Genomic DNA, 15,485 nt, shown 5'->3' on the forward strand with positions numbered 1-15,485 from the left:
GAACCATTTTGTTCGGTCAGCGACGATGGCCGCTCCCCCACTGAAACGGACCACCATGCGCCCGCCTCTTCTCCGCGCCGGAGCCCTGACGCTCACCGGCACGCTGGCCCTCAGCGGCCTCTTCCTCCTCACGGCAGCTCCCGCCTCCGCCGCGACGAGCGACATCGTGATCAACGAGATCGAATCGTCCGGCGGCTCTCCCGACGACTGGATCGAGCTCGGCAACCCGACCGCCAGCGCGATCGACGCGAGCGGCATGATCTTGCGCGACAACAAGGACACCGACACCTTCGTGCTGCCGACGGGTTCGCTCATCGCGGCCGGCGGCTACCTCACGGTCGACACTGTGACCGCCACGACGCCCGACGGCTTCGACTTCGGGCTCGGCGGCGCCGACTCGGTGCGCCTGTTCCAGGCGGACGGCACGACGCTCGTCGACTCGTACGCCTGGACGACGGCCGCAGCGACGACCTACGGGCGCTCCCCCGACCTCACGGGCGGCTTCGCGGTGACCTCGGCGTCGACGAAGAACGCGGCGAATGCCTTCGGGACGGCCGTGCCGGATCCTGAGCCGACCGACCCCGCCGACCCAACACCCGCCGACCCCACCGACCCCGCCCCGGCCGACCCCGCCGCGAACGCCGACGGCCTCTCGATCAACGAGGTCGAGTCGAACGGCGACGACACCGACTGGGTCGAGGTCACCAACACCTCCGACACGGCGCTCGACCTCTCGGGCTACGGCTTCGTCGACAGCGATGCCAGCCACGCGAAGTACCGTCTTCCGGCCGGATCGATCGTCGACCCCGGCGACTACTTCGTGATCGACCAGGCGACGACGACCGACCCCGAGGGCTTCGACTTCGGCCTCGGAGCGGCCGACTCGGTCAGCCTGTACGACCGGGCCGACGCCCTGGCTGCGACGTATTCGTGGACCACGCACAGCCTCGTCACCTACGGCCGCTGCCCCGACGGCACCGGCGACTTCACCACCACGACGACCTCGACCAAGGGCGATGCGAACGACTGCTCGTCGCCGGTGCGCATCAACGAGGTCGAGTCGAACGGCGGCACGCCCGGCGACTGGGTCGAGCTGACGAACATCGGTGCGACGAGCGTCGACGTGTCGGGCTACGTGTTCCGCGACAACAAAGACACCGACTCGTACGCCGTCCCGGCGGGCACGAGCATCGCTCCTGGCGCTTTCGTCGTGTTCGACGAGAAGACCGACAGCACGCCGAACGGCTTCGACTTCGGTCTCGGGGGTGCCGACTCGGCGCGCCTCTTCCTCGCCGACGGCACGACCCTCGTCGACTCGTACGACTGGACCGAGCACGCCGCGACCACCTACGGCCGGAGCCCCGACGGCACGGGTGACTTCGATACCACCTCCGAGCCCAGCAAGGGCAGCGCGAACCTCTTCGACGGCGTGGCCGTGGCCGAGCAGTGGCCCGGCAGCCCCGACGAGACACCCCTCGACGACGAGTCGACCTACACCGGCGACCTGTCCGGCCTCGACTACGAGCCGTCCGGCTCGGCGGCCGACGGCACCATCTGGGGTGTCGAAAACGGCACCGGCCGGCTCTACAAGATCGTCTCGGACGGCGCCGGAGGCTGGGCTCCGGCCACGACCGCGGGCTGGGCGGGCGGCAAGGTGCTGCACTACGGCGACGGCACCGGCACGGTCGACGCCGAGGGCGTCACGGTGGCCGACGACTCCTCCGCCGGCGGCATCTATGTCTCGTCCGAGCGCAACAACGACGTCTCGGGCACCAGTCGCCCGTCGGTGCTCCGCTACGACCCGTCGACCTCGGCGACCGTGCTGAACGCGACCGCCGAGTGGAACCTCGCCGCCGACTTCCCGACGATCGGCGCGAACGCCGGGCTCGAGGGTGTCACCTGGATTCCCGACTCGTTCCTCACCGATGCAGGCTTCGCCGACGAGAGCACCGGCGCCGAGTACGACCCGGCCGACTACGCCGGTCACGGCGACGGACTCTTCTTCGTCGGCGTCGAAGGCACCGCGAGCGTCTACGCCTACGCACTGATGTCGGACGGCTCGTTCCAGCGCATCGCCTCGATCCCCACGACGTTCGGGGTCGTCGCCGACGTGCAGTTCGACGCCGATCTCGGGCAGCTGTGGGTCGTGTGCGACGACGCGTGTGCGGGCCAGACGGCGTTGTTCTCGATCGACTCCGCCGGATCCTTCGTCCAGGACACCCTCTACAACGCCCCCGCCAACGCCGACCCGGCACTCGCGAACGAGGGGTTCGCGATCGCCCCGGCAGCTACCACCGTCGACGGCGCCCGACTGACCTTCTACGCCGATGACAACGACACCGACGGGTTCTCGTTCCGCGTGGGGTCGTTCCCTTCGGAGGCGCCGACCACGCCGGGTGACGGCGCGGGCGACGGCGGCGACGGCGGGTCGGGTGACGGTTCGGGTGACGGCGACGTCGCCTCAGGGTCGGGCGGAACCGCAGGATCCGGCGGCACCGCCACTGACCCCGGCGCCGCGGCCGCAGCACCGACCGCCCTCGCCTACACCGGCTCCGAACCGGCGCCACTCGCGGCTCTCGGCGGCCTGCTGCTCGCACTCGGTGCCGCGTCGCTCGTCGCGGTGCGCCGCCGACGGGCCGCGTAGCCGCTGCCGCTGTCGCTTGCAGACTTCGTGCGGACTGTCCGACTCGCCGCGGCGAGTCCGGAAGTCCGCATGACGTCTGCCAGCCGGGCCTGGTGCGACGATAACCGCATGGACAACAGCGAACGCATGCAGCAGGGCCTCGTTTACGACCCCAACGAACCCGGGCTCACCAGTGATCAGGAAGCGGCGCTCGAGCTGCTCTACGACTTCAACGCCACGAGGCCGTCGCAGTCCGCCGAGCGTTCCGAGCTGCTGCAGCGCATGTTCGGCGCCATCGGCGACGACTGCTACATCGAGCCGCCGTTGCACGCGAACTGGGCCGGTCGCAACGCCTACTTCGGCCGCGGCATCTACGCCAACTTCAATCTCACCCTCGTCGACGACGGCGACATCCACGTCGGCGACAACGTCATGTTCGGGCCCAACGTGGTGGTGGCGACGGCCGGGCACCCGATCCTGCCCGAGCTCCGTGCCAAGGGTCTGCAGTTCAACCTCCCGGTCCGCATCGGTCGCAACGTCTGGATCGGCGGCGGCGCCCAGATCATGCCGGGCGTGACCATCGGCGACGACACCGTGATCGGTGCCGGCAGCGTCGTCACCCGCGACATCCCCTCGGGCGTCGTGGCGGTCGGCGTGCCCTGCCGCGTCGTGCGCGAGATCAACGACCACGATCGCGAGTTCTACTGGCACGATCGACGGCTCGACCTGTAGCTCGAGCGACACCGCGCAGGGCGTGACACCCCCAGGGTGTGACACCACTTTCCGCTCAAGACACCGCCGATGGGTGGTGTCCTGAGCGGAAGATGGCGTTGCGCGGAACTACGCCTCGTTCAGCTTCGCGAGCAGGCGAATCAGGTCGCTCAGCTCGCTGGCCTCCCACTGCGAGAGGCGGTCGCGGAACTCATCGCGCTCGAGCGTCTTAAGGGCCTCGACCCGGGCGACGGCGACCGGCGTTGCATGGATGATGACTGCGCGGCGGTCCGCCGGATCCTGCTCTCGGGTGACGAGCTCGAGCAATTCGAGCTGGTGCAATTGCCGGCTGAGCACGCTCTTGTCGAACCCGAGGGCGTCGGCGAGGTGCGTGGCTCCGGTCGGGCCGAGATTGATGAGCGTCACGATGGTGCGGTACCCGGACGGCTGGAGCGACGGGTCGATCTCGGTCGCCCGCTGACGCAGGCGCTGACGGTACGCGTCGAACAGAAGACCGAACTGCTGCTCGAGGCGGTCGGCCTCGGCTCCGGCCGCGCCACCCACCGGCGAACCGGCGGGCGACGGGCGATCGAGAGTCATGTCAGGAGTGTGACGCACGGGCCCCGACACGCTCCTGGGAATCCGCGCTGACCGAACCGTCGTCGGTGGTCTCGGCGGCGTGCGCCCCGTGACTCCGGTCGACGTCGTCGACGCCGGCCGACCCCTGGGCCGAGGCCCCGAGAGTGCCGCCGTCGGTGTCGCCGTCGGCATCGCGCTCGGCGACCGTCTTCGAGGTGAGCTCTTTGTTGGGCATGAAGACCACGGCGAGAACGAGCAGGATCGCGATCGGTGCGGCGATCAGGAACACATTCGCCACGGCCTGGCCGTAGGCCGACTCGATGATCTGACGCACTCCGTCGGGGAGGCTGCTGACCGCGGGAATGGTGCCGCTGGACAGCTCTTTCGCGACGGCCGCTCCCTTGTCGCCGAGGCCGGCGATGGCCTTGCCGAGCTCGGCCTGCTTGCCATCGAGGAGGGTGGTGACGCGGTTGCCGAGCACGGTGCCGAGGATCGAGACGCCGAGCGCACCACCGAGCGAGCGGAAGAACGCGACGCCGGCCGAGGCCGCACCGATGTTCTTCGGCTCGGTCGTGTTCTGCACGACGAGCACGAGGTTCTGCATGACCATTCCGACGCCGGCACCGGTGATGAACATGAAGACGGCGACCAGCGGGTAGAAGGTGTCGTACTGGATCGTGCCCATGAGGGCGAGGCCGACCACGAGTGCGATCGATCCGACGACCATGAACGGCTTCCACTTGCCGAAGCGGGTGATGAGGTTTCCGGCGACGGTCGACGAGATCAGCAGACCGCCGATCATGGGGATAGTCAGCAGACCCGACTGGGTCGGCGTTGCACCGCGAGCGAGCTGCATGTACTGCGCGAGGTAGACGGTGGCGCCGAACATCGCGATGCCGACGGCGATCGAGCCGATCACGGCGAGCGAGAAGGTGCGGTTCTGGAACAGCGTCATCGGCAGGATCGGCTCGACGGCGCGACGTTCGATGAGCACCGCGGCGACCAGGAGGATGACGGCGCCGATCACCATGACGAACGATGTCACCGAGATCCAGTCGAAGTTCTTGCCGGCGAGAGTGACCCAGATGAGCAGCAGCGAGACACCGCCGGCGATCGTGATGATGCCGGGGTAGTCGATCGAGACCTTGCGCTTCGGCATAACACGGAGCTTCAGCGTGAGCTGCAGCACGATGATCGCGGCGACGGCGAAGGGCACGCCGACGAAGAAGTTCCAGCGCCACCCGAGGGTGTCGGTGAGCACACCGCCGATGAGCGGGCCACCGACCGTGCCGACCGCGAGGACGGCCCCGAAGTAGCCCATGTAGCGGCCACGCTCACGCGGGCTGATGATGTCGGCCAGGATGATCTGGCTGAGGGCCGTGAGGCCACCGGCGCCGAGACCCTGCAGCACGCGGAACGTGATGAGCGTGCCGGGGTTCTGCGAGAAGCCGGCGAGGGCCGAGCCGAGCACGAAGACGACCAGTGCGAGCTGGATCAGCAGCTTGCGGTTGACGAGGTCGGCGAGCTTTCCCCAGACCGGGGTCGAGACCGTTGTGGCCAGCAGGGTCGAGGTGACGACCCAGGTGTAGGCGCTCTCGCCGCCCTTGAGGTCGGAGATGATCTTGGGCAGCGACGTGCTGACGACGGTCGACGCGAGGATGGCGACGAACATGCCGAGGAGGAGGCCCGAGAGGGCCTCCATCACCTGGCGGTGAGACATGGCGGCGGGTGAGTCGGAGCTGAGCGCTTCGGCCTTTTCGCTCGGTGCGTGTGACATTCGGTAACTCCAGTGGTGAGTGCGGGGGCGCGACACTGAGCCCAAATGGTTGACTTGCGTCAATCATCCGCTTGTCGTTGACCGTTGTCAACTAATCACTGCAGACCGTGCACGAATTCTCGGAGCCACGGGAGACCAGGATCCTCGGCTACCCGATCACGGGATCAGGCGCTCGGCCCGGTACCGCTCGAAGAGCTCGGCGAACGCCCGCTCGGTGCGCTTGAACGAGAGGAATCCGGCCTCGCGGCTCTTGCCCATGTCAGTGACGACCTCCATGGCGCGGCCGAGATCGGCGTCGGTGTGCCACCACGACGCGAGGCGCGAGATGTCGGCCTCGGCGAGGTCGTACTTCTCGGCAATCGCGGGCCAGGCGGACTCGTGCTCGCGCATCTGCTCCTCGAGGGGACGGGCCTCCCCCTCGAAGCCGACGACGCGCGCCGGGTCGACGCCGAGGCGAGCGGCGAGGCGCGGCCACATCCAGCGCCAGCGGAACACGTCGCCGTTGACGATGTTGAAAGCCTCATCGGCGCCGTTCGGCGAGGTGGACGCCCACACCATCTGCTCGGCGAGAACGCCCGCGTCGGTCATGTCGGTGAGGCCGTTCCACTGCGCCTCGCTGCCGGGGAACACGAAGTCGAGGCCGAGCTCGTTCGCCAGCGTCGCCTGGACGGCGATCGTCGATCCCATGTTCATGGCGTTGCCGACGGCGTAGCCGATCACGGTGTGCGAGCGGTGCACCGACCAGGTGAAGCCCTGCGTCGCGGCAGCGGCGAACAGCTCGTCCTCCTGGGCGTAGTAGAAGTTGGGGGTGTCGAGGCGAGGCTCCTCCTCATGGAAGGGAGTGTCGGGCATCTCGCCCGCGGCGTAGGCCTCGAACGGTCCGAGGTAGTGCTTGAGACCGGTGACGAGCGCGACGTGCTGCAGCGGTGCGTGCGCGAGAGCCGCCAACAGGTCGCGCACCATGCCGCCGTTGACCGCGATGTTCTCGGCCTCGGTCGCCTGGCGCTGCCACGCCGTGAAGTAGACGTGGGTGGGGCGTTCGGCGGCGAGGGCGGCGGCGAGGCTCGCGGGGTCGCGGAGGTCGGCGGCGATCCCCCGGACGCCGGGCGCGGAGGACGCGCGGCGCGACAGCGCCAGCACCTCCCAGCCCTCGGCGACGAGCTGCTCGACGAGCGCAGATCCGGTGATGCCGGAGGCGCCGACGACGAGCGCGGTGCGGGTGGACGGGACGGTCGGAGCGTTTTCGTTCGAGGCCATGCTGGTCCCAACGGCGGGCTCGCTGACGTATTCCGACGCATGTCGTCGAGGGCCGCCAAATGCAGCATTAGCGGGGCCGCGGGCGACAATCGGCGGCACTCGCGGACCGGCGCACGCATGCAGGCCCGGCGCCGGGTGCCGAGTGCCGCCTATTGCCGCGCCGCCGGGCCCGCGGCCGGCATTCGGCGGCACTCGGCAACCCGGGAGGGAGACGGGAGGGGGCGAGTGACGCCTAATGCCGCGGCGGCGCAGGGCGCGGCGGCATTTGGCGGCACTCGGCACCAGCAGCGCAGCGGTCAGGCCGGCAGCACCCGCTCGGCGATCCGCGTCGCCACCACCCGCATCTCGGGCACGGCGACCGTCTCCCACAGCGCGCCCTTCAGCCCGGCACCCACCGCGAACAACCGCGACGACACCGCACCCGCCGTCGACACCAGCGCGCCCGCCTCGTCGGCGTCGAACCCCAGACCCGTAGGATCCGGCACGATCGACCCGGCCGACAGCAACGCATCGACGAGCGGGCTCCAGCCGCGAGCCGCCACCGAGTTCGGCCCCGTGCAATTCACGGCCACGTCGAATTCCTGGCCCGACACGTCGGACACCAGGGTCAGCGTGCCGGCGTCGATCAGCCCCGAGAGCTCGACCCAGACCGACTGCGCCATCCGGTGCCGGTGCACATCCCAGCGGCGCGCGACGTGCGCGACGAACCGTTTGCGGTCGGCGACGCCGAGGCCGCGCCAAAGCGTGTGGATCTGCGGCCGCACTCCGTCGAGCACCGGCTGCCAGGGCTCACCGGCCGCCGAGGCCGCGCGCAGCTGGCGGCCGAAGTCGCGCAGGAGCTCCGGAAGCGGAGGGGTCGCGTCGCCCGCCAGCAGCGAGTCGCCCGACACCAGACCGGGCCCCGGCGGCACCGGAGCAGCGAGATGCACAGCCGGCAGCAGCAGCCGCCGACTCGTCGCCGTCATAACGATGCCCGGATGCCGCCGCGCAAGCGACGTCGCGATGTCGATCGTCGTGAGCCCGGTGCCGATCAGCAGCACGCTATCGGTCTCGCGGATGCCGTCCAGAGCGTCGCGAGCCCAGGGGTCGTCGATCGTTCGCGCGACACCGGCCGTCGGCACCGTGACGCGACCCGGGGGCGGGTTGCCGAGCGCCAGCACGACGACATCGGCGCTGAGCTCCGTGGCGTCGGCCAGAGTGACGGTCGAACGCCCCTCCGCCTCGACCACGGCGACGACGTCTCCGCGCACGAACGAGACGCCCGACGCGGAGTCGTCGAGCAACGCCTGGAACGCACTCGCCAGGTAGTGGCCGAAGACTTGTCGGGGAACAAAGGATCCTGCGCTCGCCGCTGAACCGTCGCCATCGCGCCACCCGACGTCGTCGAGGTAGGCCAGGAATCCGCCGGGCTCCGCGGGCGACAGGCTCATGGCCGAGGCGGGGCTGTTGAGCCGGTGATGCGGCTCGGCGCGACCGTAGGCGAGCCCGAGGCCGACGACGGCATCATTGCCCACCACGGTGATGGCGGGCGTCGGCAGCCCGAGGGCCGCAGCGCGCTCGCGGACGGCCACAGTCACGAAGACGGAGGCCGCCCCGCCTCCGACGACGATCACAGAGGGGGTGGAGTGCGGCACGGTGGAGCCTTTCGGTGGAGGGGCTCCCCCACGCTAAACCCCGGCCCCCAGGAGACCGCCCTGACTCGGGCGACGCGCTACGGTTCGGGGGTGACCGGCGCAGACCTTCTCTCTCTCGACCAGCTCGTGGCGCGTGCCCGGCGGCTCATCACGAACGGCGAGCGCAGGATCCTGGGCCTCACCGGCAGCCCCGGCGCCGGTAAATCGACGCTCAGCGCCGCGCTCCTCGACGCGCTCGGGCCAGACGCGGTGCTCGTCGGCATGGACGGCTTCCACCTCGGCGGCTCCGAGCTCGTGCGCCTGGGCCGGGCCGATCGGAAGGGCGCCCCCGACACCTTCGACACCGACGGCTACTGCGCTCTGCTTCGCCGCCTGAGCGAGCAACGGCCGGGCGACGCCGACATCTACGCCCCCGTCTTCGATCGCGCCCTCGAGGAGCCGATCGGATCGAGCGTCGCCGTGCCGGCCGACGCTCCGCTCGTCATCACGGAGGGCAACTACCTGCTGCTCGGCACGCACGGCTGGGCCGGCGTCCGCCCTCTGCTCGACGAGACGTGGTTCGTTGACGTCGGGGCCGACGAGCGTCATCGACGCCTCCTGGCACGGCGCCTGTCGTTCGGTCACGAGGCGACCGCCGCCGAGGCCTGGGTGACCACGGTCGACAAAGCGAACGCCGACGTCGTCGAGTCGACGCGCGATGCGGCCGACCTGATCCTCCGCCTCAATGCGCCTGCGCCCCTGCCTCGTTGACCCGCGCCGCGGCTCCGGTGACTGCCGGGCCGGCGAATGCCGGGCCCTCCACGAACGAAATCGCCCGAAAACGCCACTCGCGTGGCATTTCCGGGCGAAATCGTAGGCCGACGGCCCGCTCCACAGAGGAGAGGGTCAGCGCACGGTGACCTTCTGCTTCAGGTCGTTGACGCCGGCGCGCGCGTTCCACGTACCGACGTTCGCCGTCTGGATCGCGTAGTTCGGGTTGCCGTCGATCGTCTTCTCGGGCGCCGGCAGGGCGAGGGCGACCTGGTAGGTGCCGCGCGGCACGTGCTTCAGCGCGGCCGAAACCGTCACGGTCTTTCCGGGCTGCCAGGTGTCGGCGTCGGCCGTGATCGGCACCGTGATCGTCCGGTTCTTCGAGGTCAACACGAGCTTTACGGGTCGCGAGTTGTACGGCGCGCTCCAGCCCTCGTTCGCGACCTTCACCGAGACCTTCGGGGTGTGACCCTTGGTCGCGGCGGTGACGGTGCTCGACTTCATCACGAACCGGTAGCCGAGCTTCTTGGAGGTCTCGGTGAGACCGGCCTCACCCCAGGATGCGAGGACGTCCGGGTGGTAATCCCGGTTGAGGTAGCTGTAGTGGTACTTCGCCATCTCGGCGGCGGCGGACGGGAACTCCGAGCGCGGGGCATCGACGTTGCAGGTCTCGCCACCGACGGCGACGTACCGCGAGTCGGCCGCGAGGTAGTCCTGGTCGAGCGACAGGGGGTCGGTGAGGAAGGTGCCCCAGTCATCGGGAGCGGCCAGCAAGCAGTCGTTGTGGTGCCCGATGCGCGACTTCGCGGAACCGTCGTGCGCCTCGGCGGGCGTGAGGGCCCCCTCGGTGCCGCTCGGCACGCGCACGACCTTCTGCTTCATCTGCATGGTCCGGACCTGGATCCCACGGCTCGTCGGCAGTGCCTTCAACTCGGCCGCAGCTACCCGGTTGCGGTTGGCCCAGTCGGCGTCGGTCAGCACACCGGGGTTCGCCGGGTCGGCGGCGAAATGGTCGGTGTAGTAGCCCTCGCCCCAGAGGCCGATGAAGCCCTCCTGGAGCACCGGCAGCACGTCGGCGTTCTTGCGGAGGATCGGCGTGAGCTGCTTGATGTGGGCGAGCACGGTGTCGACGTCGGCGTCACCGTAGGGCGGGTTGTAGGGGAAGTCGCCGCCCTGCACGTACGCGAACCGGGTGATGACGGAGACTCCGGCCTTGCGGGCGGTGTCGTAATCCTTCTGCACCAGCTTCAGCCACTTCGGGTCGAGCTTCTTCTGGTCGACGAACTTCTCCATCCAGAACTCGCGAAGGATCTGTGTGACGCCCTCCTTGCGGAACGCCCGCAGCGACGCGAGGTCGAGCGGCTCGTAACCGGAGCCGTCTTTCAGATAGTGGGTCTCGGTCGAGTGGTAGAACCCGCGGGCCGGGTTCGGGATGACCGCGTCGCTGGCCGCGTAGGTGACGGTGCGACTCGTGACCGACGCCGGATGCGCGGCGGCCTGGTGAGCCGACGCCGTGGCGGGAATCGCCAGTGCGAGAGCGGCCGCGATTGCGGTCGTCGTGATGATGCGTTTCTTCATTGGAACACCCCTGTGATCGATTGGTGGAACGAGAAGCGGAACCGCAGAACTACTTGAGTCCGGAGAAGGCGAGCCCGTCGATGACCCGGCGCTGCAGCACGATGAACATGATCAGCACCGGCGCCATCGCGAGCAGACTGGCGGCCATCACGACCGGGTAATCGGTCGTCTTGTCGCCGATGAGCGTCGCGAGGCCGGCCGACAGCGGCATCGACCTCGAGTTGGTCGAGACGACGAGCGGCCACAGCAGCTCGTTCCACGACCACAGCACGGTCGTGATCGCCAGCACGTTGATCGACGGCTTCGCGAGCGGGAGCATGACCTTCCAGAACACCTGGAACGGATTGGCGCCGTCGAGCCGGGCGGCCTCCTCGAGCTCCTGCGGCATGTTGAGGAACGCGGTGCGCATGAGGAACGTTCCGAATGCGCTGAAGAGCCCCGGAAGCATCAGGCCCACGATCGTGTTCAGCAGCCCGAAGCCCTGCACGAGCTGGTACTGCGAGATCAGGTAGACCTGCGAGGGCACCATGAGGATCGACAGCACCAGGGCCAGCATGATGGCGCGGCCCTTGAAGGCCATCCGCGCGAAGGCGTAGCCCGCGAGCGTGCACAGCAGGATCTGCGCGACCGTGCGGATGACGGTGATCAGGATGCTCGTGCGCAGCTGGTCGAGAAAGGGAAGCGTCTCGAAGACGGTGGCGTAGTTCGACCACTGCAACTCTGCCGGCCAGAAGTGCGGCGTGACGCTCTGCACCTCGGCGTTCGTCGACAGCGACATGATGATCTGCCAGAGGAACGGGAAGGCCATGATGAAGCCGCCGACGCCGAGGACGACGTGGGCCACGGCGTGCGAGCCGTGACGAGCTCGACCGCGCCGTTTCGCGCGAAGGCGGGCGGCGGATCCTTCTCTTCGGCCCTTCTTGGGGCCGGTCGGAGGCGACACGGGAGCCGGCATCGACGGGTCGAGCTCGGGATCGCTGAGGGCGGCCGAGGTGCGGGCTGCGGCGACGTTGTTAGTCATTGGAGACCCACCTTTTCTGCAGACGGAACTGCACGAGAGTGACGATGCCGATCACGACGAAGATGATCATCGCGATGGCGGCGGCATACCCCTTGTCGTTCGACACGAAGCCCTGCTGGTAGAAGAAGTAGACGAGCGACATGCTGCGCGGGATGACCGGGTTGGTCGCGGGCGAGCCGAGGATCGCGTACTGCAGGTCGAACAGCTGGAAGCTGCCGATGATCGTGATGATCAGCACGAAGAAGATGCTCGGCGTGAGCAACGGCACCGTTACCGAGCGGAACTGGCGCCACGGCTTGGCACCGTCGAGTTCGGCGGCCTCGTACAGCTCGGCCGGGATGTTCTTCAGGCCCGCGCCGAGGATGATCATCGAGAAGCCGAGCGACGACCAGAGGCCGACGATCGCGACCGCGACCATCGCGAAGCCCGGCGTCGAGATCCAATAGGGGCCCTGAACGCCGATCCCCTTGAGCAGGTAGTTCAGGATCCCGAAGTCGCCGTTGAAGATGATCCGCCAGACCATGGCGATGGCTGTCGGCATCGCCACATAGGGCAGAAAGAACAGCACGCGGTAGAACGACGCGAACCGGAGCCCCGGCGTGTTCAGCAGGCTGGCGAACCAGACCGCGAGCGGAACGCCCAGCAGCACGATGGCCGTGTAGAGCAGGGTGTTGCCGAGGGCCAGGTAGAGCTGGGGGTCGGCGAACAGCCGGATGTAGTTCGCCACCCCCGTGAAGGTCGAGCCACCGAAGACGCCCCACGTCGTCAGCGAGAAGTACGCGGTCTGGATGATCGGCCACAGGAAGAACACGGCGATGCCGAGCAGCAGGGGGGACACGAACAGCCAGGGCCACGCGCCATCGCGCTTCAGGAGCTTGGGGCGGCCGGATGCGGCGGCCTTCGGCGGGTGGAGCGTCTCGGTGGTCACGGCTTATTTCTCCTTCGCGAGCAGCGCGTTCATCTGGGTGGCGAGGTCGTCCGCCACGGCCGAGACCGGCTTCGACCCGGAGAAGGCGACGGGCAGGTCGCTTCCCTCGAGCGCGTTCCACGCCGCGGTGTTCTTCGAGACGGGGAACGGCACGGCGTAGTCGACGGCGTCGAGGAAGACCTGGAGGTCCATGCCCGGCTGCGAGTCGACGAACGCCGTCTGGGTACCCGTGTAGGCGGGGATCACGGCGCCCATGTCGCCCTGCTGGGTCTGGGCTTCCTTCGAGGCGAGATACACCTGCAAGGCCTGCGCGGCGGCCTTGTTGTCGCTGCCTGCGGCGACCACGTTCGAGACGCCGTGGATGACCGTGGCCTGCTTCTCGCCGATCGGGAGCGGGTAGGCCTGGACGTCGTCGGCGATCGAGGAGTCGCCGATCTCGGTGCGGGCCCAGCTGCCACCCCAGAACATCGCGACCTTGCCGGAGGTGAACCACTGGTCGGCGGAGGTGTCGGTGAGCTGCTGGATCGAGGGCGAGGAGCCGTTGGCGATGAGGTCGCTCCAGAAGGTGAGGCCCTTCTTGGCAGCGGCCGAGTCGTAGCCCGACTTGGTGCCGTCGGCGTTGATGACGTCGCCGCCGGACTGCGCGATCGTGTTGTAGTACGTCGTCTGGCCGTCCATGCCGCCGGCCACCCCGTAGATGCCCTTGCTCTTCAGCGCGGTCGAGATGGTCTTGGCCGCCGTCTGGAAGTCGGACCAGGTCCAGTCGGCCTTCGGCAGGTCGACTCCGGCGTCTTTGAAGAGCGCCTTGTTGACCCAGACGCCGATGGTGTCGAAGTCTTTCGGCACCCCGTACTGGACGCCGTCGACCGAGTAGAGGTCGTCGAGGGCCGCCGGGTAGTTGCTCAGCGTGATGTCTTTCGACTTGACCTCGCCCGTGATGGGCTCGACCTTGCCGTTGGCGGCATAGAGCTGGAAGTTGGGGCCGTTCAGCCAGAAGAGGTCGGGCAGGGTGTTGCTCGACGCCTCGGTCTGGAGCTTCGTGAAGTAGCTGTCGTAGGGCGTGACGTTCACGTTGACCTTGATGTTCGGGTACTCCTTGTTGAAGCCCGCGAGGTTGGCCTTGATCGCCTTGACCTGCGTCTGATCCCAGACGCCGTAGGTGAGTTCGGCCTTCGTGTCTTTCGACGGGGCCTCGTAGGTACTGGAGCTGCCGGTGTTCGACGACGACGCGCTGCAGCCGGTGGCGAGCAGAGCAACACCGACCGCGGCTGCGACGCCGAGCGTGAGCCGGCGTCGAGCCGACCCGGGCCGTGAGGAGATGGGCATGACGTGTCCTTCTGTGAGGCCGTCGCTAGAGCGCGGCGGCGGGTGCAGGGGTGGTGGTGCGGGCGAAGTGGTCGAGCAGCTCGGGCGAGAGCGCGGGAACGTCGAAGGGCTGCGAGCCGGAGCGGAGAGAGCGGGCGGCCAAGGATCCTGCGGCCACGGCTGCGCGCGCAGCCACCGGTGACAGCGTGACCGGCTCGTCACGCCCGACGAACGCCAGGAACTCGTGCATCGTGAGCACGTCGGCGTCTTGGTGGCCCGTGGCCACACCCTCGATGGGGTACTCGACGTCGCCGTCGGTCTTCCACTCCGCTTCGTGGCGGCGGTTCCAGACCTTGACGACTCCGCCGGCCGTGTCGCCGACGTTCTCGAGACGACCCTCGGTGCCGATCACGGTGTAGTTGCGCCAGTAGTCGGGCGTGAAGTGGCACTGCTCGTAGCTGGCGAGCACGCCGTTCGAGAGCGTCATCATCATCATCGACACGTCTTCGACGTCGACGACCGGGTTGAGGCGGGTCTGAGTCAGGGGCGGCCAGCTGTCGTACGAGAACCAGTCGTGCACGGTCTCGCCCTCGTGGGTGTCGCGGTCGACGACGTCGCCGTAGACCACGAGGTCGCCCATGCCCACGACTCGGGTCGTGTAGGCGCCCGCGAGCAGGTGCACCACGTCGATGTCGTGGCTGGCTTTCTGCAGCAACAGGGTGTTCGTCTTGCTCCGGTCGGCGTGCCAGTCTTTGAAGTAGTAGTCGCCGCCGTTGCCGACGAAGTGCCGCACCCAGACGGTCTTGACCTCGCCGATCTCGCCGCGGGCGATGATGTCGTGCATGAGCCGGACGACGGCCGCGTGGCGGAAGTTGTGGCCCACGTAGAGCTTCGTGCCGGTCTCGTGAGCTGTACGAAGCACCTCATCGGCGTCTTCGACCGTGATGGCGAGGGGCTTCTCCAGATAGACCGCGATGCCCGCCTGGAGGAAGTCGATGGCGATCTCGGCATGCGTCCAGTCGGGCGTCGTCACGATCACGGCGTCGAGTTCAGCGTGCTCGATGAGGGCCGTGTGCGAGTCGAAGACCTCGACTTCCTGCCCGAACTCGGCCGCGATGCGGCCACGACCCTCGGGAGTCGTGTCGGCCGCCGCGACCAGGACGGCGTTCTCATCGGACGAAGCGACGTGGTGGGCGATGTAGGCGCGCTGGCCGACGCCGACGAGGCCGACGCGCAGGGCGCCGAGGCCACACGGGGCGCCCCCTGGGGCGGCCGACTCGCGACTGGTGGTTTCGTGATTGGAAGTCACATTTTCTCCGCGT

12 protein-coding genes are annotated in these 15,485 nt (G+C 68.6%); 3 read left to right on the forward strand and 9 right to left on the reverse strand.

Annotated features, from left to right (window positions below):
• The first annotated feature begins 55 nt into the window (after positions 1–55).
• Positions 56–2,644 carry a lamin tail domain-containing protein gene (locus VH571_RS02390; RefSeq protein WP_423263128.1) on the forward strand — a complete coding sequence of 863 codons (2,589 nt, stop codon included), beginning with the start codon at positions 56–58 and terminating at the stop codon, positions 2,642–2,644.
• A gap of 108 nt (positions 2,645–2,752) precedes the next feature.
• Positions 2,753–3,355, forward strand: coding sequence for a sugar O-acetyltransferase (locus VH571_RS02395; protein ID WP_423263129.1), 603 nt, complete (start codon positions 2,753–2,755; stop codon positions 3,353–3,355).
• Between the two features lie 108 nt (positions 3,356–3,463).
• Here VH571_RS02395 and VH571_RS02400 read toward each other — a convergent pair whose 3' ends face one another.
• The 4 genes from VH571_RS02400 to VH571_RS02415 all read right to left on the reverse strand — a co-directional run bounded on the left by VH571_RS02400 (position 3,464) and on the right by VH571_RS02415 (position 8,581).
• On the reverse strand, positions 3,464–3,934 hold the full coding sequence (locus VH571_RS02400) for a MarR family winged helix-turn-helix transcriptional regulator (protein ID WP_055960534.1): 471 nt from the start codon (positions 3,932–3,934) through the stop codon (positions 3,464–3,466).
• Between the two features lies 1 nt (position 3,935).
• Positions 3,936–5,690: an MDR family MFS transporter gene (locus VH571_RS02405; protein WP_423263130.1), complete on the reverse strand. Its 1,755-nt coding sequence runs from the start codon at positions 5,688–5,690 to the stop codon at positions 3,936–3,938.
• Between the two features lie 156 nt (positions 5,691–5,846).
• Positions 5,847–6,947 carry an SDR family oxidoreductase gene (locus tag VH571_RS02410; RefSeq protein ID WP_423263132.1) on the reverse strand — a complete coding sequence of 367 codons (1,101 nt, stop codon included), beginning with the start codon at positions 6,945–6,947 and terminating at the stop codon, positions 5,847–5,849.
• A gap of 296 nt (positions 6,948–7,243) precedes the next feature.
• Positions 7,244–8,581, reverse strand: a complete 1,338-nt coding sequence (locus VH571_RS02415; protein WP_423263133.1) for an FAD/NAD(P)-binding protein — start codon at positions 8,579–8,581, stop codon at positions 7,244–7,246.
• A 90-nt stretch (positions 8,582–8,671) separates the two neighbouring features.
• Here VH571_RS02415 and VH571_RS02420 point away from each other — a divergent pair, with 90 nt between their 5' ends.
• A complete protein-coding gene (locus tag VH571_RS02420; protein WP_423263135.1) occupies positions 8,672–9,331 on the forward strand; it encodes a nucleoside/nucleotide kinase family protein in 660 nt (219 codons plus the stop codon).
• A 135-nt stretch (positions 9,332–9,466) separates the two neighbouring features.
• On the opposite strand, the gene VH571_RS02425 is transcribed toward VH571_RS02420, so the two are convergent.
• Genes VH571_RS02425 through VH571_RS02445 form a run of 5 tightly spaced genes read right to left on the reverse strand, consistent with a single transcriptional unit; the run spans position 9,467 to position 15,472 of the window.
• Positions 9,467–10,909: a DUF4832 domain-containing protein gene (locus VH571_RS02425; RefSeq protein ID WP_423263137.1), complete on the reverse strand. Its 1,443-nt coding sequence runs from the start codon at positions 10,907–10,909 to the stop codon at positions 9,467–9,469.
• Positions 10,910–10,958: 49 nt separating this feature from the next.
• A complete protein-coding gene (locus tag VH571_RS02430) occupies positions 10,959–11,930 on the reverse strand; it encodes a carbohydrate ABC transporter permease (RefSeq protein WP_423263139.1) in 972 nt (323 codons plus the stop codon).
• Positions 11,923–12,858, reverse strand: a complete 936-nt coding sequence (locus VH571_RS02435) for a carbohydrate ABC transporter permease (RefSeq protein ID WP_423263140.1) — start codon at positions 12,856–12,858, stop codon at positions 11,923–11,925. Before VH571_RS02435 ends, VH571_RS02430 begins: the two co-directional genes overlap by 8 nt.
• Before the next feature lie 3 nt (positions 12,859–12,861).
• Positions 12,862–14,184 (reverse strand): ABC transporter substrate-binding protein, encoded by a 1,323-nt coding sequence (locus VH571_RS02440; RefSeq protein ID WP_423263141.1) that lies wholly within the window; start codon positions 14,182–14,184, stop codon positions 12,862–12,864.
• Between the two features lie 25 nt (positions 14,185–14,209).
• Positions 14,210–15,472: a Gfo/Idh/MocA family protein gene (locus VH571_RS02445; protein WP_423263142.1), complete on the reverse strand. Its 1,263-nt coding sequence runs from the start codon at positions 15,470–15,472 to the stop codon at positions 14,210–14,212.
• Between the last annotated feature and the right edge of the window lie 13 nt (positions 15,473–15,485).

The sequence above is a fragment of the Frondihabitans sp. 4ASC-45 genome (assembly GCF_049472575.1).
Lineage (GTDB): Bacteria > Actinomycetota > Actinomycetes > Actinomycetales > Microbacteriaceae > Frondihabitans.

Excerpts from the sequence above, each read along its gene's own strand:
- VH571_RS02390 (WP_423263128.1), top strand. The coding sequence starts at position 56 with ATGCGCCCGCCTCTTCTCCGCGCCGGAGCCCTGACGCTCACCGGCACG.
- VH571_RS02395 (WP_423263129.1), top strand. The coding sequence starts at position 2,753 with ATGGACAACAGCGAACGCATGCAGCAGGGCCTCGTTTACGACCCCAAC.
- VH571_RS02400 (WP_055960534.1), bottom strand. The coding sequence starts at position 3,934 with ATGACTCTCGATCGCCCGTCGCCCGCCGGTTCGCCGGTGGGTGGCGCG.
- VH571_RS02405 (WP_423263130.1), bottom strand. The coding sequence starts at position 5,690 with ATGTCACACGCACCGAGCGAAAAGGCCGAAGCGCTCAGCTCCGACTCA.
- VH571_RS02410 (WP_423263132.1), bottom strand. The coding sequence starts at position 6,947 with ATGGCCTCGAACGAAAACGCTCCGACCGTCCCGTCCACCCGCACCGCG.
- VH571_RS02425 (WP_423263137.1), bottom strand. The coding sequence starts at position 10,909 with ATGAAGAAACGCATCATCACGACGACCGCAATCGCGGCCGCTCTCGCA.
- VH571_RS02430 (WP_423263139.1), bottom strand. The coding sequence starts at position 11,930 with ATGACTAACAACGTCGCCGCAGCCCGCACCTCGGCCGCCCTCAGCGAT.
- VH571_RS02440 (WP_423263141.1), bottom strand. The coding sequence starts at position 14,184 with ATGCCCATCTCCTCACGGCCCGGGTCGGCTCGACGCCGGCTCACGCTC.